The organism is Sphingomonas sp. MMS24-J13 (assembly GCF_044905095.1).
In the GTDB taxonomy this organism is placed as follows: Bacteria; Pseudomonadota; Alphaproteobacteria; order Sphingomonadales; family Sphingomonadaceae; genus Sphingomonas_I.
In genome coordinates, this window is sequence record NZ_CP173258.1 from 557,615 (window position 1) to 580,634 (window position 23,020).

At 65.3% G+C, this 23,020-nt stretch carries 20 protein-coding genes and 1 tRNA gene; 14 read left to right on the forward strand and 7 right to left on the reverse strand.

The window, feature by feature from the left end:
• Positions 1-51: 51 nt before the first annotated feature.
• The 5 genes from AB4Z44_RS02620 to AB4Z44_RS02640 all read left to right on the forward strand — a co-directional run bounded on the left by AB4Z44_RS02620 (position 52) and on the right by AB4Z44_RS02640 (position 6,468).
• Positions 52-1,599, forward strand: coding sequence for a DUF1800 family protein (locus AB4Z44_RS02620; RefSeq protein ID WP_404712529.1), 1,548 nt, complete (start codon positions 52-54; stop codon positions 1,597-1,599).
• Positions 1,600-1,601: 2 nt separating this feature from the next.
• Entirely contained in the window at positions 1,602-2,753 is a 1,152-nt protein-coding gene (locus AB4Z44_RS02625) for a DUF1501 domain-containing protein (RefSeq protein WP_404712530.1), read from the forward strand.
• 27 nt (positions 2,754-2,780) lie between these two features.
• Positions 2,781-4,217: a DUF1800 family protein gene (locus AB4Z44_RS02630; protein ID WP_404712531.1), complete on the forward strand. Its 1,437-nt coding sequence runs from the start codon at positions 2,781-2,783 to the stop codon at positions 4,215-4,217.
• A 98-nt stretch (positions 4,218-4,315) separates the two neighbouring features.
• Complete coding sequence (locus tag AB4Z44_RS02635) at positions 4,316-4,687, forward strand: BlaI/MecI/CopY family transcriptional regulator (RefSeq protein WP_404712532.1); 372 nt, start codon at positions 4,316-4,318, stop codon at positions 4,685-4,687.
• Entirely contained in the window at positions 4,684-6,468 is a 1,785-nt protein-coding gene (locus AB4Z44_RS02640) for a M56 family metallopeptidase (RefSeq protein WP_404712533.1), read from the forward strand. Before AB4Z44_RS02635 ends, AB4Z44_RS02640 begins: the two co-directional genes overlap by 4 nt.
• 39 nt (positions 6,469-6,507) lie before the next feature.
• Here AB4Z44_RS02640 and AB4Z44_RS02645 read toward each other — a convergent pair whose 3' ends face one another.
• The gene (locus AB4Z44_RS02645) at positions 6,508-6,948 is read right to left on the reverse strand and encodes a MarR family winged helix-turn-helix transcriptional regulator (protein WP_404712534.1); all 441 of its coding nucleotides are present in this window, start codon (positions 6,946-6,948) and stop codon (positions 6,508-6,510) included.
• Positions 6,949-7,027: 79 nt separating this feature from the next.
• Between AB4Z44_RS02645 and AB4Z44_RS02650 the strand changes: the two genes are divergently transcribed.
• The 4 genes from AB4Z44_RS02650 to AB4Z44_RS02665 all read left to right on the forward strand — a co-directional run bounded on the left by AB4Z44_RS02650 (position 7,028) and on the right by AB4Z44_RS02665 (position 13,357).
• The gene (locus tag AB4Z44_RS02650; protein ID WP_404712535.1) at positions 7,028-8,479 is read left to right on the forward strand and encodes an aldehyde dehydrogenase; all 1,452 of its coding nucleotides are present in this window, start codon (positions 7,028-7,030) and stop codon (positions 8,477-8,479) included.
• Positions 8,480-8,575: 96 nt separating this feature from the next.
• Positions 8,576-9,412: a p-hydroxycinnamoyl CoA hydratase/lyase gene (locus tag AB4Z44_RS02655; protein WP_404712536.1), complete on the forward strand. Its 837-nt coding sequence runs from the start codon at positions 8,576-8,578 to the stop codon at positions 9,410-9,412.
• Between the two features lie 136 nt (positions 9,413-9,548).
• The gene (locus AB4Z44_RS02660) at positions 9,549-11,672 is read left to right on the forward strand and encodes an acetate--CoA ligase family protein (RefSeq protein ID WP_404712537.1); all 2,124 of its coding nucleotides are present in this window, start codon (positions 9,549-9,551) and stop codon (positions 11,670-11,672) included.
• Positions 11,669-13,357 carry an acyl-CoA dehydrogenase family protein gene (locus AB4Z44_RS02665; protein ID WP_404712538.1) on the forward strand — a complete coding sequence of 563 codons (1,689 nt, stop codon included), beginning with the start codon at positions 11,669-11,671 and terminating at the stop codon, positions 13,355-13,357. The genes AB4Z44_RS02660 and AB4Z44_RS02665 overlap by 4 nt, the downstream gene beginning before the upstream one ends.
• 303 nt (positions 13,358-13,660) lie before the next feature.
• Here AB4Z44_RS02665 and AB4Z44_RS02670 read toward each other — a convergent pair whose 3' ends face one another.
• Positions 13,661-14,365, reverse strand: coding sequence for an NAD-dependent deacylase (locus tag AB4Z44_RS02670; protein ID WP_404712539.1), 705 nt, complete (start codon positions 14,363-14,365; stop codon positions 13,661-13,663).
• Positions 14,366-14,495: 130 nt separating this feature from the next.
• On the opposite strand from AB4Z44_RS02670, the gene dapB reads away from it, so the two are divergent.
• Both dapB and nth read left to right on the forward strand, forming a co-directional pair.
• Entirely contained in the window at positions 14,496-15,251 is a 756-nt protein-coding gene (dapB, locus tag AB4Z44_RS02675; protein ID WP_404712540.1) for a 4-hydroxy-tetrahydrodipicolinate reductase, read from the forward strand.
• 7 nt (positions 15,252-15,258) lie between these two features.
• Entirely contained in the window at positions 15,259-15,906 is a 648-nt protein-coding gene (gene nth / locus AB4Z44_RS02680; RefSeq protein ID WP_404712541.1) for an endonuclease III, read from the forward strand.
• Positions 15,907-15,984: 78 nt separating this feature from the next.
• Here the strand turns inward: nth and AB4Z44_RS02685 are convergent, their stop codons facing one another.
• From AB4Z44_RS02685 to AB4Z44_RS02695, 3 genes are read right to left on the reverse strand one after another with little or no spacing between them, the layout of a single operon-like run.
• Positions 15,985-16,875 (reverse strand): alpha/beta hydrolase, encoded by an 891-nt coding sequence (locus AB4Z44_RS02685; RefSeq protein ID WP_404712542.1) that lies wholly within the window; start codon positions 16,873-16,875, stop codon positions 15,985-15,987.
• Positions 16,876-16,911: 36 nt separating this feature from the next.
• Complete coding sequence (locus AB4Z44_RS02690) at positions 16,912-17,673, reverse strand: SDR family NAD(P)-dependent oxidoreductase (RefSeq protein ID WP_404712543.1); 762 nt, start codon at positions 17,671-17,673, stop codon at positions 16,912-16,914.
• Positions 17,670-19,328 (reverse strand): flavin-containing monooxygenase, encoded by a 1,659-nt coding sequence (locus AB4Z44_RS02695; protein WP_404712544.1) that lies wholly within the window; start codon positions 19,326-19,328, stop codon positions 17,670-17,672. The genes AB4Z44_RS02690 and AB4Z44_RS02695 overlap by 4 nt, the downstream gene beginning before the upstream one ends.
• 157 nt (positions 19,329-19,485) lie before the next feature.
• Here AB4Z44_RS02695 and AB4Z44_RS02700 point away from each other — a divergent pair, with 157 nt between their 5' ends.
• The 3 genes from AB4Z44_RS02700 (at position 19,486) to AB4Z44_RS02710 (ending at position 20,713) form a co-directional block, all read left to right on the forward strand.
• Positions 19,486-20,148 carry a TetR/AcrR family transcriptional regulator gene (locus AB4Z44_RS02700; RefSeq protein WP_404712545.1) on the forward strand — a complete coding sequence of 221 codons (663 nt, stop codon included), beginning with the start codon at positions 19,486-19,488 and terminating at the stop codon, positions 20,146-20,148.
• 51 nt (positions 20,149-20,199) lie between these two features.
• Entirely contained in the window at positions 20,200-20,577 is a 378-nt protein-coding gene (locus AB4Z44_RS02705) for a DUF6491 family protein (RefSeq protein ID WP_404712546.1), read from the forward strand.
• Between the two features lie 59 nt (positions 20,578-20,636).
• A tRNA-Arg gene (locus AB4Z44_RS02710) sits at positions 20,637-20,713 on the forward strand.
• A gap of 232 nt (positions 20,714-20,945) precedes the next feature.
• Here AB4Z44_RS02710 and AB4Z44_RS02715 read toward each other — a convergent pair.
• Both AB4Z44_RS02715 and AB4Z44_RS02720 read right to left on the reverse strand, forming a co-directional pair.
• Positions 20,946-21,332, reverse strand: a complete 387-nt coding sequence (locus AB4Z44_RS02715; protein ID WP_404712547.1) for an Rrf2 family transcriptional regulator — start codon at positions 21,330-21,332, stop codon at positions 20,946-20,948.
• A gap of 227 nt (positions 21,333-21,559) precedes the next feature.
• Complete coding sequence (locus AB4Z44_RS02720) at positions 21,560-23,014, reverse strand: carotenoid oxygenase family protein (RefSeq protein ID WP_404712548.1); 1,455 nt, start codon at positions 23,012-23,014, stop codon at positions 21,560-21,562.
• Between the last annotated feature and the right edge of the window lie 6 nt (positions 23,015-23,020).

Genomic DNA, 23,020 nt, shown 5'->3' on the forward strand with positions numbered 1-23,020 from the left:
GACGGATTTTGCTCTGTTCGCACGTGTAAGCTCCAGACACTGGAGACGCTGATGTCGCTTTCCTTACCCCAGGCCCAGTCGATCGCGCTCAATCGCTTCGGGCTCGGCGCGCGCTTGAACGAAGAGCCGCCTGCCAATCCCAAAGCCTGGCTGCTCGGCCAGTTCGACGCGTTCGAGGTCAAACCGGCACCTTATGCCGCGCTGCCGGCGCCCGGTACGCTGGCGCGGGCTTATACCAACGAGGTCAACGAACTGCTTGCCATCGGGCAGGTGCCGGCACCATCGCCGACGACAGGTGTCCCGGCATCCATGCCGTTCACGGCTCCCGCCGCGGGTGCGGCGCCTGCGACAGCGATGGCGGGCGGTGCTGCGTCGGTGGATAGTACGCCGCTGCCGACCGACATGGCCGCGCTGTTGGGGCCCAGCAAACGCAAGGAGGTCGAGCAAGCGCTCAGTGCCGAAATGCGCGAAACCTATCGCCAGAGCGTCAACGCGCGGATGGCGATCGCGCTGACGACGGAGACGCCGTTCGTCGAACGGTTGGCGACCTTCTGGTCGAACCACTTCGTGCTGTCCGTCGAAAAGCCGCAGGTCGGCGTCTTTGCCGCAGCCTACGAAATGGACGCTATCCGCCCGCATGTGCTCGGCAAGTTCGAGGATATGCTGATGGCGGTCGAGCATCATCCGGCGATGCTCTTCTACCTCGATCAATATCAGTCGACTGGCCCGGACAGCCCTTATGCGGCGCGGCTGAGGGAGCGTCGGCCGGAACTGCGGGTTGGCCTCAACGAGAATCTGGCGCGTGAGATCATGGAGTTGCACACGCTCGGGGTGCGCACGGGCTACAGTCAGGCCGACGTCACCGAATTCGCGCGTGCGCTGACCGGCTGGACCTTGGGCGGGCTTGGGCAGATGGGCAAGCGTGACGGTATCAAACCCGGTGAATTCATGTTCCGCGATCAGATCCATGAACCGGGCGACCGCACGATCATGGGCAAACGCTATCCGGCCGGCGGCGAGGAGCAAGGGTTAGCGGTGCTGCGCGATCTCGCTATGTCGCCGGCCACCGCGAAACACATTTCCACCAAGCTGGCGCGGCATTTCGTGGCTGATGATCCGCCGCCGCGCCTGGTCGTTCGCATGGCTAAGGCCTTTCTTGACAGCCAAGGCGACCTGCCCGCGGTCTATCGTGTCATGATCGAGGCACCCGAAGCATGGGCGGCGACTGCCACCAAGTTCAAGACCCCGTGGGATTGGACCGTATCCTCGCTGCGTGGGCTTGGCCGGCGCGACATCCTCAAGACCGATTTTGCATCGATATTCTATCAGTTGGGCCAGCCGGTGTGGCGGGCCGGATCGCCCGCCGGCTATGACGATATGTCGGCCAGTTGGGCAGCACCCGAAGCGCTGATGGTGCGGCTTGAACTCGCGCAGCGTTTCGCGGCGCAGGCTGGCCCGCAGATCGATGCGCGCGCGATCGGGCCGCAATTGCTGCCGGGTACACTGACGCCCGCTACCACCACCGTTCTGGCCCAGGCCGAAAGCGGCCCTGCCGCGCTGACCCTGCTGCTGGTCAGCCCCGAATTTCAGAGGAGATGACCATGATCCTCCCCCGCCGCCAATTTCTCAAGTTTGCTGCCGCCGGTACCGGCTCGATCCTCGTCGCGCCGCATATGGCGCTCGCTGCGGCGGCCACCAACCGCCGCTTCGTCTTCATCATCCAGCGCGGCGCGGCCGATGGCCTTCATACCGTGATCCCCTATGCCGATCCCGATTATCAGCGCCTGCGCGGGCAGATAGCGGTCGATCCCGCCACCGCGATCAAGCTCGACGGGCATTTCGCGTTGCATCCGGTGATGGTGGAAATCGGCAAGATGTATATGTCGGGGCAGGCGATATTCGTCCATGCCACCGCCTCGCCCTATCGCGAACGATCGCATTTCGATGGCCAGAATGTGCTCGAAACCGGCGGCACCGTGCCTTACGCGGTCAATGACGGTTGGATGAACCGGCTGGTGGCGCTGCTGCCCAGGCAGAAGGATGAGGCGATCGCCTTTGCAACGACCATCCCGGTCGCGTTGCGCGGGCCCGCGGAAGTGGCGTCCTACGCTCCTTCGGGTCTGCCCGAGGCATCAGACGATCTTCTCGCGCGGGTCGGCCGCATGTATCAGGGCGATCAGCAACTCCACGCCTTGTGGGATGAGGCACTTGCAACGCGTGGCATGGGCAGCGGCCAACGCGCCGGGCAGGATCCGGCAAAGCTTGGTAAGCTCGCTGCCAGCTTTCTTGTCCATCCGGACGGGCCGCGTATCGCGATGCTCGAGACCGGCGGGTGGGACACCCATACCGGCCAGCAAGGTCGCCTGACCCAGCAATTCAAGGCGCTCGACGTAATGATCGCGTCGTTGCGCGACGGGCTCGGGCCGGTGTGGAGCGACACGGTCGTGCTGGTAGCAACCGAATTCGGCCGGACTGCGGCGGTCAACGGTACCGGCGGCACCGATCATGGCACAGCGTCCGTAGCGATGCTGTTCGGCGGCGGCCTCAAAGGCGGTCGCGTGATCGCCGATTGGCCTGGGCTGTCGCAGACCGCGCTTTACGAGATGCGGGATCTCAAGCCGACGATCGGCCTCGACAGCGTGATTTCCGGGCTCGCTGCCGAGAGTTTTGGCATGGATCCGGCGCGGACGACGCGCGCATTGTTCCCAACCGTGCCGCCGGGAAGGCCGTTGGAGGGGCTTTTCCGCGTCTGATCATCGTCTGTTTTGCTGGAGGGATTCGTGTCGCTCTCGTTGCCGCGGATGCAGGCGATCGCGCTCAACCGGTTCGGCCTCGGTGCCCGGCCGAACGAGACGTTGTCGGGCGATCCGAAGGGCTGGCTGCTCGGCCAGTTGGCCCGGTTCGATGCCAAGCCGGCTGCTTACGCCGGGCTTTCGGTGCCGGGCGCGCGCGTGCGCGCGATCCTTGCGCAGGACCATCCACCGGCGGCGGGTACGTCCGACGCCATCCCGTTGCAGACCGATCTGGTTTCAATCCTGCGGGCGAAGCGGCCCGATCAGCAGCAGGCGATGGCGCAGGAGGCGCACGATGGCTATGCGGCTGCGATCAACGCCCGGGTGGCCATCGCGCTGGATACCGAGGCGCCCTTCGTCGAACGGCTCGCCGCCTTCTGGTCGAACCATTTCGCGCTTTCGATTGAGAAACCGCAGGTCGGCATCTTCGCGGCCGCTTATGAGATCGACGCCATCCGGCCGCATGTGCTGGGCCGGTTCGAAGACATGCTCATGGCCGTCGAACATCATCCGGCAATGCTCTTCTATCTCGATCAATATGGCTCGGTCGGCCCCGGTAGCTGGTTTTCACAGCAGGTCGTGCGGACGCAGCCTGGTATGGATGTCGGCCTTAACGAAAATCTGGCCCGTGAGATCATGGAATTGCACACGCTCGGCGCTCGCTCCGGCTACAGCCAAGCCGATGTCACCGAATTCGCACGCGCTCTAACGGGATGGACCGTCAGCGGAATGGGGTATCGGCCGGCCTCCGACGAGCCGACGACCGGCAGTTTCGTATTCCGGGACGTGATCCATTCGCCCGGCAATCGAACGATCATGGGCAAGGTCTATCCGGCTGGTGGGGAACAACAGGCCAAAAGTGTCTTGCATGATCTGGCCAACGCGCCTGCCACAGCGAGACATATCTCGACCAAGCTGGCGCGGCATTTCGTGGCAGATAACCCGCCACCCGCGATGATCGAGCGGATGAGCAAGGCTTTCCTCGAAAGCCAAGGCGACCTGCCCGCGGTCTATCGTGTCATGATCGAGGCACCCGAAGCGTGGGCGGCGACCGCCACCAAGTTCAAGACCCCGTGGGATTGGGTGGTGTCGATGCTGCGCGGCCTCGGCCGGCGCGAGGTGCCCGGACTGGATTTCCAGTCCATGCTGACCTTGCTCGGTCAGAGTATCTGGCAACCGGGATCGCCGGCAGGGTTTGACGATATTTCGGCAAGTTGGGCCGCACCCGAAGCGCTGGTCGTCAGGGTGCAACTGGCCGAGCATTTCGCGTCGCAGGCGGCGCGCCTGCTCGACGCCCGCACGCTAGCGCCAAAATTGATGCCAGGCATGGTGAGCCCGACCACCGCCGCGGCGATTGCCCAGGCTGAAAGCGGTGCATCGGCGCTTACGCTGATGCTGGTAAGCCCAGAATTCCAGCGGCGCTGACACACAGCGCGCGGGCGCCGGCTCATGCCCGCTCGGGCTCTTGACGATTACGATCGTAGTCATTAAGACTACAGATGTAATCAAGAGGGTCGAGTTGCATGGCCGAACGAATCAGCGAAGGCGAACATGCGGTGATGGAGGTGTTGTGGGCGGCTGATGCGCCGCTCACCGCTGCCGAAGTCGCGGAGCGCATCCCCGCGGAGCGGGCGTGGAGCGAGCGCACCGTCAAGACGATGCTCGCCCGCCTGCTCGCCAAGGGCGCGCTGGCGCATGAGGAGGATGGTCGGCGCTACCTCTATCGCCCGGCGGTCGCGCGCGCCGAACATGCGACGCGCGAATCCCGCCGTCTGGTCGATCGCCTGTTCGGCGGTCGGGCTGCGCCGTTGGTGGCGCATCTGGCCGCCGGGGAAGGGCTGACGCCGGAAGACATCGCCGAGCTTGAGGCGCTGCTCAAGGAGCTCAAGGCATGATCGGCTGGGTGATCGAGACACTGGTGGCCAGCACGCTGTTGATGGGGCTGGTGCTACTGTTGCGCGACCGGGTCGCGGCCGCGTTCGGGCCGCGGGTCGCCTATCTGCTCTGGCTCCTGCCGCTCGCCCGGATGGTGTTGCCGCGACTGCCGAAGACGGCGCATGCGCCGGTATCGCTGCCGATCGACATCGATCTCCCGGCAATCGATGCGCCGGCCGATGCCGGCACCGCGCTAGCGCAGATGTTGGCGGCGCAACCGGAGCCCGGGATATTCGACTGGCTGGCGGGCCATTGGGTCATGGTCGTGTTCATGATCTGGCTCGGCGGCGCTTTGCTTCATTTCTGCTGGCAGATGGGCTTGTATCGCCGCTTCCTCAGCGCCGCTCTGCGGGGATCGGCGTTGCTGTGCCGGACCTGCGGGATCGCAATCCATTGCGGACCGCATGTCGGCGGCCCGGCGGCCGTCGGCATCCTGCGCCGCCGCATCTTGCTACCCGCCGATTTCACCACGCGTTACGATCCGGCCGAGCGCCGGCTGGTGCTGGCGCATGAGGTGGCTCACCACGTCCGCGGCGATCTGATCGCCAATGCGGCCGCGCTCGCGATCCTCTCGCTCCACTGGTTCAACCCGCTTGCCTACCGCGCTTATCGCGCCTTCCGCGTCGATCAGGAACTCGCCTGCGACGCTACCGTGCTGGCGGACGAGGCCCCCGAGGCAACGCCGGTCTACGGCGCCGCTTTGGTGAAATCGGTTCATGCGGCCACACCCGCCGCCGCCTGTGCGATCGGATCCGCGGCGATGCTCAAAAGGAGATTGAAGATGATGGCCAAGCCCAATCGCAGCCGCCTGCGCCGGATCGGCGGTGGGCTCATCGCTGGCGCCACCATCGCCGGTGGGCTCGCGCTTACGGCATCGGGCAGCGTCGCAGCCCCATCGCGGCTACCCGGTTTCCGCCAGGCGGTGATGCAGATGGATGGGGCGCCGTTTTCGTTCGATCATGACAATGGCAGTTCGATGCACGCCGCCGCTTCGGTCGGCGATGCGCCGGCCGCGCCCGCGTTGCCCGCTCGTCCGGCAAAGCCGGCTGCAGTGCCACCGAACCCCATCCGCTTGGCCGACGCGCGTCGCACCAATGCGCCAAAGCTTCGGGTTCGCAGCGACGCGGATGGTCTGGCAGCGCCTGTGGCCCCGATTCCACCTGTGGCGCCGGTGCCGCCGGTTCCGGCTGTCGCGTCCGTGCCCCCAATTCCCCCGATCCCGCCCGTCACGGTCGATTTCGCCGAGGCCGGCAAGGCAGCGCGCATCGCGGCAGCCCAGGCACGGGCGGCGCGCCACGCCGCTGCCATGGCCGAGCGCGTCGCCGAGCTGGCTGCGGCCGAGCAGGAGCGGGCGGAAGGCCGGGCCGAGGCCGCCCGGGCGCGTGCCGAGGCGGCCAGGGCTCGCGCAGAACGATCGGCGGCGGAGGTCCGCAGCGCGATCGACGCCGCGCATGTTCGCGAGACGGTGACGGCGGCATTGGCGCAGGCGCGGGTTCAAATGGCTACGAACTGCCGCTATGCGCGGCCGGCGATCGGGCCCGAGACCGACCGTCAGGCGATTGCGCGTCTTTCCGCGGGTTGCGTCGATCAGGCGGCCATTCGGACCCAGATTTCCACGGCGCTCCAGAAAGCGCGTGAAGGGCTGCGTAATGCGCAGGATATGGACGAGCGTTCACGCGAGCGGGCGTTAAATGCGATGGATCGCGCGATCGAGCGAATGGAAGCGCGCAATATGGATTGAGGCAAACCCTTCCCAGAATGGAAAGGGAACTCGCCCCTGCTAGCCTTCCAGCTTTTCCCACAAGGTCTGGAGCTTGTCGATCAGCGCTGCGCGTTCCGCATCCGACAAGGATGCAAATGAGCGGCGCTCGTTTTCCCGCGTGGCATTCCGCGCCCGGGCCCTCATCGATTCGCCCTCGGCCGTCAGCCGTAGCGCCTGCGATCGGCCGTCGACCGCGGAACGGCTGACCAGTCCGCGCGCCTCCAGCGTCGCGACCATCGGTGCCATATTGGCGCGCTTGATCCCCAGCATCCGGCCGATATCGCTCTGGGTGACGCCCGGCGTGGCGGCGATCACGAACAGGACAGAGGCCTCGGTCGGCCGCAGATCGAGCGAGTCGAGCCGTTCGGCCAGATCCCCCATGACCAATTGCGACAGTCGGCGGAGGTGATAACCGACCAGTTCGGAAAAAGGATCGGGCAGGGGGGGCAATGCGGCCATGAAACATCGTTATTGTTATTGCCAATAACAAATCAAGCCTGCTAATCGGTTTGCCTCAATATTCCCCGGGAGAGGAATCATGGCGGCTCAGGCAGTTTCGCTTCTCATTGGTGGCGCACAACGCGCGGCCAACGACACATTCGATCGCATAAACCCTGTAACCGGCGATGTGGCGACGCAGGCCGCAGCTGCGAGCGTGGACGACGCCAATGCCGCGGGTGATGCGGCGGCGGTCGCTCTCGGCGCGTGGGCGGAACTCGGCCCCAACGCGCGGCGCGCTTTTCTGATGAAGGCGGCCACCGCGCTGGAGTCCAAGGCCGGCGACTTCGTCGACGCGATGATGAGTGAAATCGGCGCCACCAAAGGATGGGCTCTGTTCAACCTTGGGCTCGCTGCTTCGATGATCCGCGAGGCCGCCGCGCTGACCACCCAGATTTCGGGTGAAGTGATCCCGTCAGACAAGCCCGGCTGCCTCGCCATGGCGATCCGCGAACCGGCGGGTGTGGTCCTGGGCATCGCGCCATGGAATGCGCCGATCATTCTCGGCGTGCGTGCGATCGCGGTGCCGCTCGCGTGCGGCAATACCGTTATCCTCAAGGGCTCGGAACTGTGCCCGCGCACGCATGGCCTGATCATCGAGGCGTTCCAGGAAGCGGGTTTCCCGGCTGGCGTGGTCAATTTCGTCACCAACGCGCCGGCCGATGCCGGCAACGTCGTGGGGGCGCTGATCGATCACCCGGCGGTGCGCCGGATCAACTTCACCGGATCGACGGCGGTCGGCCGGATCGTCGCAAAGCGCGCGGCCGAGAATCTAAAGCCTTGCCTGCTCGAGCTGGGCGGCAAGGCGCCGCTGATCATTCTCGATGACGCTGACCTCGACGAGGCGGTCAAGGCCGCTGCGTTCGGCGCCTTCATGAACCAGGGCCAGATCTGCATGTCGACCGAGCGGATCATCGTCGTCGACGCCGTCGCCGACGATTTCGTCGCGCGCTTCAAGGCCAAGGTTTCGACCATGGCGGTCGGCGATCCGCGCGAGGGCACGACGCCTTTGGGTGCGGTGGTCGATGCCAAGACCGTCACCCACGTCCAGGGCCTCATCGACGACGCGGTTGCGGCGGGCGCCGAGCTTGCCAATGGTGGTGCGTCGCAGGGCGTGCTGATGCCGGCGCATGTCGTCGACAAGGTGACGCCCGCGATGAAATTGTTCCGTGAGGAAAGCTTCGGCCCGGTCGTCGCGGTGATCCGCGCGAAGGATGAGGCCGATGCGATCGCGCTTGCCAACGACACCGAATATGGCCTGTCCGCCTCGGTCTTCACGCGTGATATCGCGCGCGGGCTGAAGGTTGCGCGCCAGATCAAGTCGGGTATCTGCCACGTCAACGGCCCGACCGTGCATGACGAGGCGCAGATGCCGTTCGGCGGGGTCAAGGCGTCGGGCTATGGCCGCTTCGGCGGCAGGGCCGGCATCGATGCTTTCTCCGAACTGCGCTGGATCACGATCGAGACCCAGCCGGGCCATTATCCGATCTAGGGCCGAACCGCCCGTTCGTGTCGAGCGAAGTCGAGACACGCCGCCACCCACCAACGTCCCTCGACTTCGCTCGGGACGAACGGAAGTGAGAGAGAAATGACCGACACCACCACCGAAGACGTCGTCGTTTATGAAGTCGTCGATCGCATCGCCTGGGTGAAGTTCAACCGCCCCGACAAGCGCAACGCGCAGAGCCCGACGCTCAACCGCCGCATGGCCGAAGTGCTCGACGAGCTCGAGTTCCGCGACGATGTCGGCGTTCTGGTGCTCACCGGCGAGGGCAGCGCCTGGTCGGCCGGCATGGACCTCAAGGAATATTTCCGTGAGAGCGCCACCAAGGGGCTCGAAGGCACCCGCCGCGCGCAGCGTGCCGCTTACCGCTGGTGGGAGCAGCTGCGCTGGTACAGAAAACCGACGATCGCGATGGTCAACGGCTGGTGCTTCGGCGGTGCGTACGGCCCGCTCTATGCCTGCGATATCGCGGTGGCGGCGGACGAGGCCAAGTTCGGCCTGTCCGAGATCAACTGGGGTATTCTTCCCGGCGGCGGCGCAACCAAGGTCGCGACCAACCTGATGTCGGCGCGCAAGGCGATGTACCACGCGATGATGGGCGAGAATCTCGACGGCCAGCAGGCCGCCGCGCAGGGCCTCGTCACCGAGAGCGTGCCGCTCGCCCAGCTCAAGGATCGTGTCACCGAGATCGCGAACGTCTTGCTCAAGAAGAATCCGGTCGCACTCAAGGCGACCAAGGACGCGGTCCGTCGCGTGATCGAGATGACCTACGACAATGCCGAAGATTATCTGATCCGCGCGCAGGAAGCCGCAGACAGCTTCGATCCCGACGGTCGCAAGGAAGGCATGAAGCAATTCCTTGACGACAAGACCTACAAGCCGGGCCTGGGCGCGTACGACACGTCGAAGCAGAAGTCGTAACTCAATCTCCCCTCCCGCTTGCGGGAGGGGGCGGGGAGGGGCTACCCCTTGAGCGCGGCTCGTGGACGCACGCCCCTCCCCAAACCCCTCCCGCACAGCGGGAGGGGCTTACTCTACCAATCCCAGAGGACACCGCATGGACGCGACCGCCCCGATTCCCGCCGCCAAGATCGACCGCATTCTCCGGCCGAAATCGGTCGCGATCGTGGGGGCCTCGCCTACGCCGGGCGCGCTCGGCAACCGGCTGATGCGCAACCTGATCGAGGCGAATTTCGCCGGCGACATGTATCTCATCAATCCGCGCCGCCCCGACATCGACGGCCGCCCCTGTCTCAACTCGATCGAGGCACTGCCCGAGGGCGTCGACGTGGCGGTGCTGGCGATCCCCAAGGCCGCTGTGCTGGATTCGGTCCGGCAGCTAGCCGCGCGGGGCGTCGGCGGTGCGATCATCTTCTCGGCGGGCTTTGCCGAGGGTGGCGAAGAAGGGCTGGCGGAGCAGCAAGAGATTGCGCGCGTCGCGAGTGAGGCGGGCATGGTCGTGCTCGGGCCCAACTGCCTCGGCGTGATCAATTTCATGAGCGATATCGAGCTCACCTTCGTCGGCATGCCCAAATCGCCCAAGCGGTCGGGCAAGCGCGTCGGTATCGTCAGCCAGTCGGGCGCGATGGCGGCGGTGGTCGCGGTCACGCTCATGTCCAAGGACATCCCGCTCTCTTTCTACATTTCTACCGGCAACGAGGCGCAGAGCCAGACCGAGGATTATCTAGAATATCTGATCGGCGATGCCGACACCGCGGTGATCGCGGCGATCTGCGAGCAGATCCGCCAGCCGGCGCGCTTCCTCGAACTGGCGAAACGCGCGCATGCCGCGGGCAAGCAGATCGTCCTGCTCCACCCCGGTAAGAGCGCGGCCGGTCGCGAATCCGCTGCCACCCATACCGGCGCGATGGCCGGCGATTATGAGGTGATGCGCGTGCTCGTCGAGCGGGCGGGTGTCGTGCTCGCCGGCGATCTCGAGGAAATGGGCGACATCGTCGATCTGGCCGTGCGCTGCGGCCAGATCAAGCCGGGCGCCGCAATCCTGGGCGAAAGCGGCGCGTTCAAGGCGATGTCGCTCGACACCGCCGAGGCCATCGGGCTCGACCTCCCACCATTCAGTGATGAGCTCAGCCCGAAATTGCGCGAGGTGATGCCCGATTTCATAGCGGTCTCGAACCCGACCGATCTGACCGCGCAGGCGTTGGTCGATCCGGGCCTCTATGGCCGCGTGTTCGAGGCTTTGATGGAGGATGATCGCGTCAATTCGATCATCATCGTCATCATCCAGACGGATTATAATACCGCCAATATCAAGATGCCGCCGATCATCGAGACCCTGGCGCGGCTCAAGCCCAACAAGCCGGTCATCTATGCCGGGCTCGACGATGGCGCGGCGGTCCCGCCAGACTATATCAAGGGCCTGCGCGATCTGAACGTGCCGTTCTTCCCGACCCCCGATCGCGCCTTCCGCGCGGTCGCGCGCTACGCCGCCGTGGCGAAGCGCGACTATGCCGCGTCGGACGAGACTGCGGCGCAGGCGACGTTCTCCGCCGAAGGCGGCGTGATCCCCGAATACAAGTCCAAGGCATTGCTCGCACCGCTCGGCGTGCCTTTCCCCAAGGGCAAGTTCGCCGCCACCGTCGCCGAGGCGCAGGCGGTTGCGAACGAGATCGGCTATCCGGTCGTGATCAAGGCGCAGTCGGCCGATTTGTCGCACAAGAGCGATGCCGGCGGCGTGATCCTCAACCTCGCCGACGATGCCGCTTTGGCCGAGGGCTGGGACCGGCTCTATGCCAATGTGAAGGCCTATGATCCCAAGATCGCGCTCGATGGCGTGCTGGTCGAGGGGATGGGCAAGCGCGGCACCGAACTGATCGTCGGTGCGCGCAACGATCCCGAATGGGGGCCGGTCGTGCTGGCAGGCCTTGGCGGCGTGATGGCCGAACTGTTCCATGATGCCCGCCTGATGCCGCCCGATCTGACGCACGAGGCGATCGTGAAGGAATTGAACGCGCTCAAGGCCGGGCAATTGCTGCGCGGCTTCCGTGGCTCGCCCGCGCTCGATGTCGATGCGGTCGCTGGGCTGATCGGCAAGGTCGGCGCGTTCATGCGTGCCAACCCGCAGGTGCGCGAGATCGATATCAACCCGGTCGTGGTCTATCCCGAGGGCGAAGGCGCGGTCGCGCTCGACGCGCTCATGCTGGTGGCGCCGGCACAGTGAGGGCTGCGCCGCCGCCGGCCGATCCTGCGCTGATCGCCGCCCAATATGAAGCGGCGCTCGGCACCGCTCGCCTGCGCGAATTGAAGGAGAGCTTCGCCGCCGCCTCGCCCGAGACGGTGGTGGCTATCCTCGACGAGGCGGTGAAGCTCGCCTCGGATCATCTCGTCGCATTGAACGACGTCGGTGACGCGCAGGGCTGCAAGCTCGTCGACGGCCGGGTCAAGACCGCGTCGGGCCATCGCGAGGCGTGGGAGGCGTTTGCCGCCGGGGGCTGGCCGACGCTCGATCTGCCCGAAGAGGAAGGCGGGCAGGGACTTCCGGCCGCGCTCGCTTTCTCGGTGCAGGAAGTGCTCGATCGCGCCTGCCCGGCGTTCGGGATGATCCCGGTGCCGACCCGCTCTGCCGCGCGCCTGATCCACGCCTTCGCCAATGAAGAAATCCGTGCCGAGTGGATGCCCAGGCTCGCCAGCGGCGAATGGGTCGCATCGATCTGCATCTCGGAGGTCGAGGCCGGATCGGACGTGATGCGCATGCGCACGCGTGCGGTGCCCAATGAGGACGGCAGCTGGTCGATCAGTGGCGAGAAGCAGTGGATTTCGTTCGGCGATCATGATCTCGCGCCGCGCATCGGCCATTGCATCCTCGCCAAGACCGCGACCAGCGATGGGCTCAGCCTGTTCCTGCTGCCCGACACGATCGACGGCATCCGGCAGCCGATCTTCGTCCGCCGGCTGGAAGAGAAAATGGGCCTCCATGCCTCGCCCACCTGTGCGCTCGGCTTCGAGGGCGCCAGGGCGTGGTTGATCGGGCAGGAGGGCAGGGGCCTGCAGCAGATGTTCGTGATGATCACGAACATGCGCCTCGCCACCGGCGCGCAGGGGCTGGGTATCGCTTCGGGCGCGGCCGATGTCGCGCTCCAATATGCGTCCGAACGCAAGCAGGGCGGGCGTGGGCCGGTGCCGGTCACGATCGATACCCATGCCGACGTCCAGCGCATGCTGCTCGATATGGCGGCGCGGGTGGAGACGTTGCGGGGGCTGGTGATCACCGCCGCAAACCAGGTCGATCTCGCCAATCACGAGACCGATCCCGAGACGAAGGCCGATGCCGCCGCCTTGCTCCAGTGGCTGCTGCCGATCGTCAAGACGAGCGGGGGTGATGTCGCGTTCGAGGTCGCCTCTTCGGCCATCCAGGTACTAGGCGGTGCTGGCTATACGCGCGAGTGGCCGGTCGAGCAGAATTTGCGCGACGCCCGTGTGCTCACGATCTTCGAAGGCACCACCGGCATCCAGGCACTCGACATCGTTCACCGCCGCGTCCGGCGCGACGGGCGCGGGCTGGCCTGCTTTCTCAAGGCAGCGCGCGCGGATTGCACGCCCGGTGATGCGCTGTCGCAGACGCTCGATCTGCTGGAGCACGCCGCTGCCACTCTCATTGCGCAGACGGATCTTGCTGTAGTCGATGGCGGCGCGACCGCTTTTCTACGCCTCGCCCAACTCGCCGCGAGTGGCTGGATCGCCGCGCGTCTGGCCGTACTGGCCGGTGACGATCCTGCCAGTCGCCGACTGGTCGTCGCGGGGCGTAACTGGCTTGCGGGTCTGGCGGCGCGGGCGACACTGGCGCACGCCGAAGCCCGTGACGGCGGGTCCTTCACCAAGGATTTTGCTGCGCTGCGACAGATATGAGGGGACAGGAGTTCCGCTAACATCGTATTAAGTTCTCTACCGCTCTAACCCTCTTGGGTTAGTCCGGATTCGTCGGTGGGGAACGTCGCAGATCCATGCTCCTTATAAGCAATCTTCTCTGCAAGTTAGGGTTGCATGATCGTTCGCGCGGGCGGGCGAAGCGCAAGAATGGCACATGGGTCAGCTATTGCCGTAGGTGCGATGTGCCGATGCAGCGTATGCCGGGCGGCAGATGGGCGGTGATCAGGCCAGAAGGGCCGGAAGCGGAGGCTGTGGTCGAGGCCGAACCCACCGAAGCGATCGCTAGCGACGAAGCACTTCCCCAACCCACTGCGGAACCAGAAGCCCCGCCGGCCCGGTCCGCGTTTCGTCGAACCATCCACTACCTGTGGTTCGGTCGAGGTTGAGCTCGATCGTGCGGGCACCCGCCGCCTTGGCGAGCCGGACGAAGCCCGCCGCCGGATAGACCGCGCCCGACGTGCCGATCGAAACGAACAGATCGGCCCGCGTCAGCGCCGCCTCGATCATCTCCATCTCATACGGCATCTCGCCGAAGAAGACGATATCGGGGCGCAACGTGCCGACGCAGCCGCAATCCGGGCAGACCGGCCGATCGAGCATCGCCCCGGCAAACCGCGACCGCCCCTCGCACGCGGTGCACCAGGCCGATAGCAATTCTCCGTGGATATGGACCATCCGCTTCGCGCCCGCGCGTTCGTGGAGATCATCGACATTCTGCGTGACGATCAGCAATTCGCCCGGCCACGCCGCATCCAGCTCCGCCAGCGCGCGATGCGCCGGATTGGGCTCCACCGAGCCGAGCGCGCGGCGCCGTTGATCGTAGAAATCAAGCACCAGATCGGGATCGCGCGCCAGCGCTTGCGGCGTGCAGATCTCCTCGACGCGATAGGCTTCCCACAGGCCGTCGGGGCCGCGGAAGGTGGCGAGACCGCTTTCGGCGGAGATGCCGGCGCCGGTGAGGATCACGATGTTACGGATGGTGGTCATGCCGAATGACATACGCGAAGCTCATTTGCTCGTCATTCCCGTGGAGGCGGGAACGACGAGCAGGGGATGGTGTTCGACAGCCGCGTCATGCTCTGCCATGGCGCGCTTCGATCGGAATGGAGCGGCAAGAGTGATCAGGATCGGCATCATCGGTGTGGCTGGACGGATGGGGCAGGCGATCGCCGATGCGGTGGTTACCGCGGGCGCGACGATCGCCGGGGGCATTGCCCGCGACGGGGCGGTGCATGGCGACTATCCCGATGCTGCGGCACTGGCCGCCGCGTGCGATGTGCTGGTCGATTTCTCGACGCCCGATGCGCTTGCCGACAGCCTCGCCACCGCGCGCGCAGCGGGCAAGCCGATCGTGATCGGAACGACCGGGCTCAAGCCCAAGCACCATGCCATGATCAGCGCGGCGGCAGCCGAGATTGCGGTGCTGCAGACCGCGAACACGTCGCTCGGCGTCAATGTGCTGCGCGGGCTGGTCGAGCAGGCGGCGCGGATGCTTGGGCCCGATTGGGATATCGAGATCGTCGAGATGCACCATCGCCACAAGCTCGATACGCCGTCGGGCACGGCCCTACTGCTCGGCGCATCGGCCAACGTCGGTCGCGGCGCGACGGACAATATCGAATTCAACCGTTTCGATCGCATGCAGGAAGGCCCGCATGCGCGCGAGGAGGGGGGCATCTATTATGCCTCTTTGCGCGGGGGATCGGTCGCGGGCGATCATCAGGTGATCTTCGCCACCGATGGCGAGCGGATCGAACTGGGTCATCGCGCCGAAAATCGCGGCATCTTCGCGCGCGGCGCGGTCAAGGCGGCCCTGTGGTTGGCCGACAAGCCCGCCGGGCGCTACACGATGGCGGACATGCTGGGTTTCTGACGCGGCCATGAAGAAAGCCGACGTCTTCGAATTCTACCGTCGCCTCGCCGAGGAAAATCCCTCGCCCGAGACCGAACTACAATATGTAAACCCCTATACCTTGCTGGTCGCAGTGGCGCTCTCGGCGCAGGCGACCGATATCGGCGTCAACAAGGCGACGAAGCTCCTGTTTCAGGAGGTGCAGACACCCGAAGCGATGGTGGCGCTCGGCGAGGAGGGGCTGAAGCGGCACATCAAGACGATCGGCCTGTTCAACACCAAGGCGAAAAATGTCATTTCTTTGTCGAAGATGCTGATCGCCGAACATGGCGGCGAAGTGCCGCGCGATCGCGCCGCGCTGGAGGCATTGCCCGGCGTGGGACGTAAGACCGCCAATGTCGTGCTCAACGTGGCGTTCGGGGAGGAGACGATCGCGGTCGACACGCACATCTTCCGCGTCGGCAACCGCACCGGCCTAGCGCCGGGCAAGGATGTGGTCGCGGTCGAGACCAAACTCGAGAAGGTTACGCCCGCGCCGTTCCGGAGGCATGCGCATCACTGGCTGATCCTGCACGGTCGCTATGTCTGCAAGGCACGAAAGCCCGAATGCTGGCGCTGCATCGAGCGGGATCTGTGCGCGTATAAGCCTAAGACGCCGGCACCCGCGGCAGAGTAAGGCTTTCGGCTCGTCCTGAGCATAGTCGAAGTACGTTGTGCAGCGTCCTTCGACTTCGCTCAGGGCGAACGGGTCATTCTAACCGATCCGCCCGGCCATGAACGCTCCCGCTGTGGCAATCGCCTCGCGCCCTTCGGGCAGCATGAAGGCGAAGGCCTGGAAGACGTGGACCATCTCGGGCCAGATTTCGAGCCGGACAGAAACGGCGGCAGCACCAGCCGCAGCGGCCGTGCGCACGGCGTCGTCGAGCAGGATCTCGGCTGAGCCGACCTGGATCAACAGTGGCGGCAGATCGGCGAGGTCCGCATGGAGCGGTGAGGCGAGCGGCGTCCTGGCGTCGGCGTCGCCCAGATAACGCGCGGCGCAAATGCGCAGCGCATCGGCTTTGAGTGCGGGATCTTCGGCCGCCTTGGTGACGAGGCTGGCGCCTTCACAGGCGAGGTCGGTCCAGGGCGAGAGGAGGAATCCCGCTGCGGGCAGCGGCAGGCCCCGATCGCGGATCGCGACCAACGCGGACAAGGTGAGCCCGCCGCCGGCGGAATCGCCTGCCAGCACGATCCGGCCGGGTGCAAAGCCCCGCGCGAGCAGATCGGCATAGGCCGCGACCGCGTCGTCGACGGCGGCGGGGAAGGGGTTTTCGGGCGCGAGCCGGTAATCGATCGAGAAAGCGGTCAGCCCGGCCGCGCGCGCCAGTTCGGCCGCCAGCCCACGATATCCCTGCGCGCTGCCGACGACGAAGCCACCGCCATGCATATAGAGCAATGCCGCATCGCCCGCGGCGCCAGGCGTGACGGCCCGCATGGCCGGCACGCCACCGAGGCTGAGCGGCTCGAACGCGACGTCCGGCGCGACCGGTATGCCGGCAAGGAGGGCCTCGAAGGCTGCACGCGCTTCGGCGGGCGGCGCTCCGAGATCGGGGCCACCCGCACGCAAACCCGCGACCAGTTGCTCCAGTTCAGCGCTCGCCATATCTGTCGACTCCTTCGATCTCGTCGCGATGCGTCGTCACGCTACCGTCATCCCGCCATCGAGCACCAGCGCACTTCCGTTCATATAGCTGCTTTCGTCGGAAGCGAGGAAGGCGACCGCGCGCGCCACCTCGTCCGGCGTCCCGAGGCGCCCGGCGGGGACCGATGCGGCCAACCCTTCGGCATTGCCGCCCAGCCGCTCGGCGATATCGCTGAGCATGCGGCTCTGGATGAAGCCCGGATGGACCGAATTGACCCGCACCCCCACCGGTGCGCCCTCCAGCGCCGCGACCCGGGTCAGTCCGAGCACGGCATGCTTTGACGCGATATAGCCCGCCATATTGGGTGCGCCGATCATGCCCGCGATCGACGATGTGTTGATGATCGATCCGCCGCCTTGCGCGATCATGATCGGCATCACCGCCTGCAGGCCGAGGAACACGCCGGTGACGTTGATGTCGAGGATGCGGCGGAAATCGGCGACAGGGTAATCGGCGATCGCCGCTTGCGGCCCCTCGACCCCGGCATTGTTGAAGAAGATGTCGATCCGCCCGGCCTGCTCCTGCGCGGCGGCGGCATAAGCGCGGACATCGGCTTCGCTGGTGACGTCGCCGGTCAGGAAGATGGCATCGTCATGCCCCGCCAGCGCCGCGCGCAATTTGCTCTGATCGGCGGCGGGGTGGTCGACCGCGACGATCCTCGCGCCGCGTGCGGCCAGCAATCCCGCGGTCGCGGTGCCGATGAAGCCGGCCGCGCCCGTGATGAGCGCGACGCGGCCCTGGAGAGGGGATGAAGTCATGCAGCTTGGCTTTCGATCGGGAGTGAGGTCAGGCGGAAGCCCGGGTAGCCGTCGCGCGCGATCTGGTCGCAGCGCGCGCGATAGGCGCCGACACCGCCGACATAGGGCATGAACACCGTCCGCCCGTCGCGGGTGCGGCTATGATACCAGCTGTTGGCGCGTGGGAAGAGCGTCTGCTGGGCGATCGTGTCGACTTCGGTCATCCAGGCTGCCTCGGCATCCTCCTCGACTTCGATGCGGGTGGCACCGTCGCGGCGCATGGCATCGAACAGATCGGTCAGCCATTCGACATGCTGCTCGATCGACAGGACGACGTTGCTGAGCACCGACGGGCTGCCGGGCCCGGTGACGAAGAACAGATTGGGGAAGCCCGCGACGCCAAGGCCGAGGTAGGCGCGCGGCCCGTCGGCCCATTCGTCGCGCAAGGTGCGTCCGTCGGTACCGACGATGTCGATCGCGGCGGCCGCACCCGTCATGGCGTGGAAGCCGGTCGCCAGCACCAGCGCATCGATCGGGATCTCACGCTCGGGCGTGCGCACGCCATGCTCGGTGATCGCCGCGATCGGTTCCTCGCGCACATCGATCAACTCGACATTGGGGCGGTTGAGCGCGTCGAAATAGCCGATCTCGGACACCAGCCGGCGCGCGCCGATCGGATAGCCCTGCGGAGTGACGCGGCGCGCGGTTTCCGGATCATGGATTAGTTCGGCGAATTTCTGCCGCGCATAGTTGGCGGCATGATCGTTGGATTCGATATCGAATAACAAGTCGCCGAAGGCCGAGAGGAGGCCGGCCGGCCCCGATAGCCAGCTTTCTTCGAATACCTGCGCGCGCTCTTCCGGTGAGGCACCCTTGGCGGTGCCGGCGCCGATCGGTTTCTGGAAGAAGCCGAGCGCCGACATGCGCGCTTCGGCGCGCAGGCCAGGAAGGTCGGGCTGGATCGCCGCTATCTCCTCATCGCCCAGCGGCGCATTGCTGGCTGGGACGATGAAGCTCGGCGTGCGCTGGAAGATGGTGAGTTGCTCGGCCACCGCCGCCAGTTGCGGTATCGCCTGGATGCCCGATGATCCGGTGCCGACGACGCCGACCCGCTTGCCGGCCAGATCGGCGCCTTCGGGCCACATGGCGGTGTGTAGCACCTCGCCCCGGAAATCCGCCATGCCCGGCCAATCGGGCAGCTTGGGCGTGGAGAGATTGCCCGTCGCTAGGACGACGAAGCGCGCTTCGATCGGCGCGTCGCCCGCGATCCGCACCTCCCAGCTTTGCGGCTCCTCTTGCCAGATTGCCGCTTCCACCCTTGTATTCAGGCGGATGTCGCGGCGCAGATCGAAGCGATCGGCGACATGATCGAGATAGGCGAGGATCTCGGGCTGGGCGGCGTAACGCTCGCTCCAGCGCCATTCCTTTTCGAGTTCGGGCGAGAAGGAATAGCTATATTCGATGCTCGGGATATCGCATCGCGCGCCCGGATAGCGGTTCCAGTACCAAGTTCCCCCGACCCCGCCGCCCGCCTCCAGCACGATAGCGCGAAAGCCGTGCTCGCGCAGGCAGTGGAGCATGTAGAGGCCGGCAAACCCGGCCCCCACGATCGCGACGTCGAAGCTGTTATCCGGTGGATTGTCCTGGCCAGCGGGCAACTCAAGCATGGGCGCCATTGCGATCTCTCCCGTGTCGCGGCGTCTTGTCGCGCCGGTCTCACATGGGGAGGATGTGGTAATGTAGACAGGTTGTCAACATATGGCTTCGATGGGATTGTCGCGGCTGCTGCCGAGGCTGTAAGCCGGAGGTGACAGCACGGCCGTGGGAGGCGAGGTGAGCCGCAGGGCGGACGATTATGGCAAACGCGGTGAGCAGACCCGCCAGCGTATCCTCGACGCAACCTTTCGCCTTGTCGGGCGCGAACAGGGGCTGGGCGTCCGGATCGAGGAGATCTGCGCCGCCGCGCCGATCTCGCGCGCGGCCTTCTACCATTATTTCACGGGGCTGGAGGATCTGCTGGCGGCGCTTTCGCTGGCGATCAGCCATGATTTCAACCAAGCGGTGCTGGCCTCGTTGATGCGGATGAATAGTTCGGCCGAGCGGACCGACGCGGGCATCCGTTATTATCTGGAGAAGGCGGTGCAGGATCCGGCCTGGGGATGGGCGATGGTGCATATCAGCGCCAATGGCCCATTGTTCGGCGCCGACACGGTTGCCGCCACCTTCGCGACGATCGCCGAAGGGATGGCCGCCGGCGAGTTCGACATCGAGGATGCCCGCTTCGGCTGCGACATGCTGCAGGGCACGGTGCTGGCAGCGATGATCACCCAGCTCAGGGGCAAGGCGCGCGAGGGGCATTCGATCATGGTGTCGCGCCATATATTGCGTGGATTAGGCGTGCCGCCCGCCGCCATTCCCGCGATCGTCGCGCGCGTGCTGACTGATCCGCAGGCCGTTGGCGATGGCGCGAACGGCCTCTATATTCGTTCAGTCTGAAGACACCGGAATCGGCGCACGACCGGCCGGTACCGTGAGAGGAACGAGGATATGACCCCCCGCATCATCCTGACCGCCGCCTTGCTTGCCGCCACCGCTTCCTTCCCCGCCGGTGCCGCGAAGCGGGAAACCCCGATCGCGACGCCCAACGGCAAGCCGGTCGATTGCCTGCAGCGCTACCAGATCCGCGAGACACGCGTGCGCGACGACCGCACGATCGATTTCTACACCAATGGCGGGCAGGTCTATCGCAACACTTTGCCTTATTCGTGCCCCGAACTCGGTATGCAGGAAGGCTTCGCCTATCAGACATCGCAAAGCCAGCTTTGTTCGGTCGATATCATCACCGTGCTACGTCAGGGCGGCGGTCTCCAGCGCGGTGCCAGTTGCGGCCTCGGCAAGTTCCAGCCGGTGACCCTTTCCAAATAGGACATGAAAAGGAGGGTGGCGGTACCAGCCCGCCTTTGCTAGTGCCCTCCTTCGCGCCGGCACCCGTAGCTCAGCTGGATAGAGCGCTGCCCTCCGAAGGCAGAGGCCAGGGGTTCGAATCCCTTCGGGTGCGCCAACGCTGCCGCATTAATGCGTTGATTGTCAGTCCGTGACGACATCGAGGTGGACTTCTCCACCTTCTCGGTCATCCGATGCTGCCGGATTGAACGTCTTTCAATCTCCTGTGCGCCGCACCAGCGCCGAGATGGCTGTAGCGAGCGAGGGTTTGACTGGAGAGGCATAGGCCAGCGGCTTGGTGCGCTCGATCCTAGCTTTCAGGGCGGCGATATCGGCGACGATCCCGTGGTTCAGTCAGATTGATGGTCTGCCAGATCCTTCAGACTGTAACGGTCAAGAGCAGCGAAAAACATGTCGAGGGACTGCGCTAGTGCCTCCTGCAGTGGTGATGTGTCGATAGCGGCAGGTGATGCCTGTCGGAACGCCGTACAGGGCTCCATGTCCTTCACGATCGCGCCAAGTTTGATCTGATCCGGTGGTCGCGCGAGTACGATCCCGCCCGATCGGCCCCGCAGACCGGTTACATAACCGGTTTTTCCGAGGCGATGGACAACCTTGGATAGATGATCGTGCGGGGCGCCGATGGCGGTTGCAATCTCTGAAATGGAACAAATTCGGTCAGGCCGCTCGGCCAGGCAGATGAGTGCCCGCAGCGCATATTCGGTGAAGCGGGTCAAATGCATCGGCTTGACATGGAAGCTGAGGATTCCTGCCGATATCCGTAAATTTCCGAAAGCAGTTCATCCTCAGCGGTACCTTCGGATTTGCTCGATATCGCTCGGCATGTCGCCGGCGCGTCGCATCTGTCGGAGTGCCCGTTGGGATAAGTGTGCGATCGGCATAGAGGCGACCTCGCGGTCTGGGCTGTGCCGGACGTAATAGAAGCCGCAGACCGGGGCGTCGCCTATGCCGCCAGCCGCGCCGCGTTCGCCCAATTGCCGTGCAGCCCCTGCCGCATCCGCATCGGCAGCCTGATCCGACTGATCGGCCCTTCGTCGACGCGCTGGGCGTCGAAGACCGCCAGATCCGAATAGTTGGTCACATGATTGTCGACCAGAGCGATGACGTAGCCGTCCCCCTCGGGCGCGTCCGGCCCGCGCGGGATGAAGCAGGGCTCCTGGATGGCGCATTGCGGGCCGGCCCACCAGCGCGTCTCGCGGCGCGTCGCCAGATCGATATGCCCCAACGTGTTGGTGAGCGCGTAGAAAGCTCCGCCCGGCCCTTCATACGGCCTGTCAGGGTCGAGAATCAGCATCCAGCCGTGGCGATAGGCCTGCGTAGCATAGCGTTCGTCGATGCGCGGAAACTCGTCGGGGCTCTCGCACAGTCGCTCGATCGAGGTGAAAGCATCGCTGTTCGACGACATATCGACCGTCCAGCGCGTCAGATAGCCGCGCGAGGCCACCGGATCGAACGGCTTGCCATCGACATCCGGGAAGAAGGGGAAGCTGTTGTTGGCCGAGATCGGCAGATCGATATGGACCCGCGTACCGTCGTTGAACGCGTTCATGACGTGGCCCACGAAACAATTGTCGGTCTTGAACCAGCGCAGATCGCTGGCATCGCCGTCGCGGCGCAGCACGCCCATGTAACAGGGCAGGCTGGTATCGAACCCGAAGAAGGGCAGGCGCTTTTCCAGCCGTTCCCAGTTGCTGATTTGCGGCATGACGGTGAAGACTGCATAATCGCCGGTCACCCCGAAATCGTGCATCATGCAGTAATAGGGATTTTCGAAGGCGATCTCGCGCACCAGCGCGCCGTCCAGCCCGATCTCGATATAGGCCATGTCCTTCGTCATCAGCCCTTTGGTACCGTAGGCGAAGGCGCACAGATTGCCCGTTACCGGATCGATCTTGGGATGCGCGCAGAAGGTCTGGCTTTTGAGCTTGCCGCCGAAGTCGGTATACCCTTCGGTCTCGAGCGTGAGCGGATCCATCAGCAGGCAGGGGCTGTCCTCCTTCATCGCATACAGCTTGCCGGCATGGACCATGACGTTGGTGTTGGCGGTGCCGCGGATCTGCCCCTTGACCGAGTCATCGTCGGTCAGCGGGTTGCGATACGCTCCGAACAGCGCGTGCCCCGCCGCACGTTCGAGCTTCCATTTGTCGGTGCGCGCATAACGCTGCCGGAAATCGACCTTGCCGCCACGGAAGCGGAACAGGCTGACCATGCCGTCGCCGTTGAAGAACTGGTCGTCCTCGTATTTTGGCGCGAATTGCGGATCGGGGTGGACGCGGTGGAAGGTTCCATCGAGCTGCTTCGGTACGTCGCCTTCCACCTCCAGATCGAGGATGTCGCACTCGATCCGGGAGGGGCGGAGGGTTCCGCTGAAGCTGGGCGTGGCGGGAAAGTGAGCCATGACTGC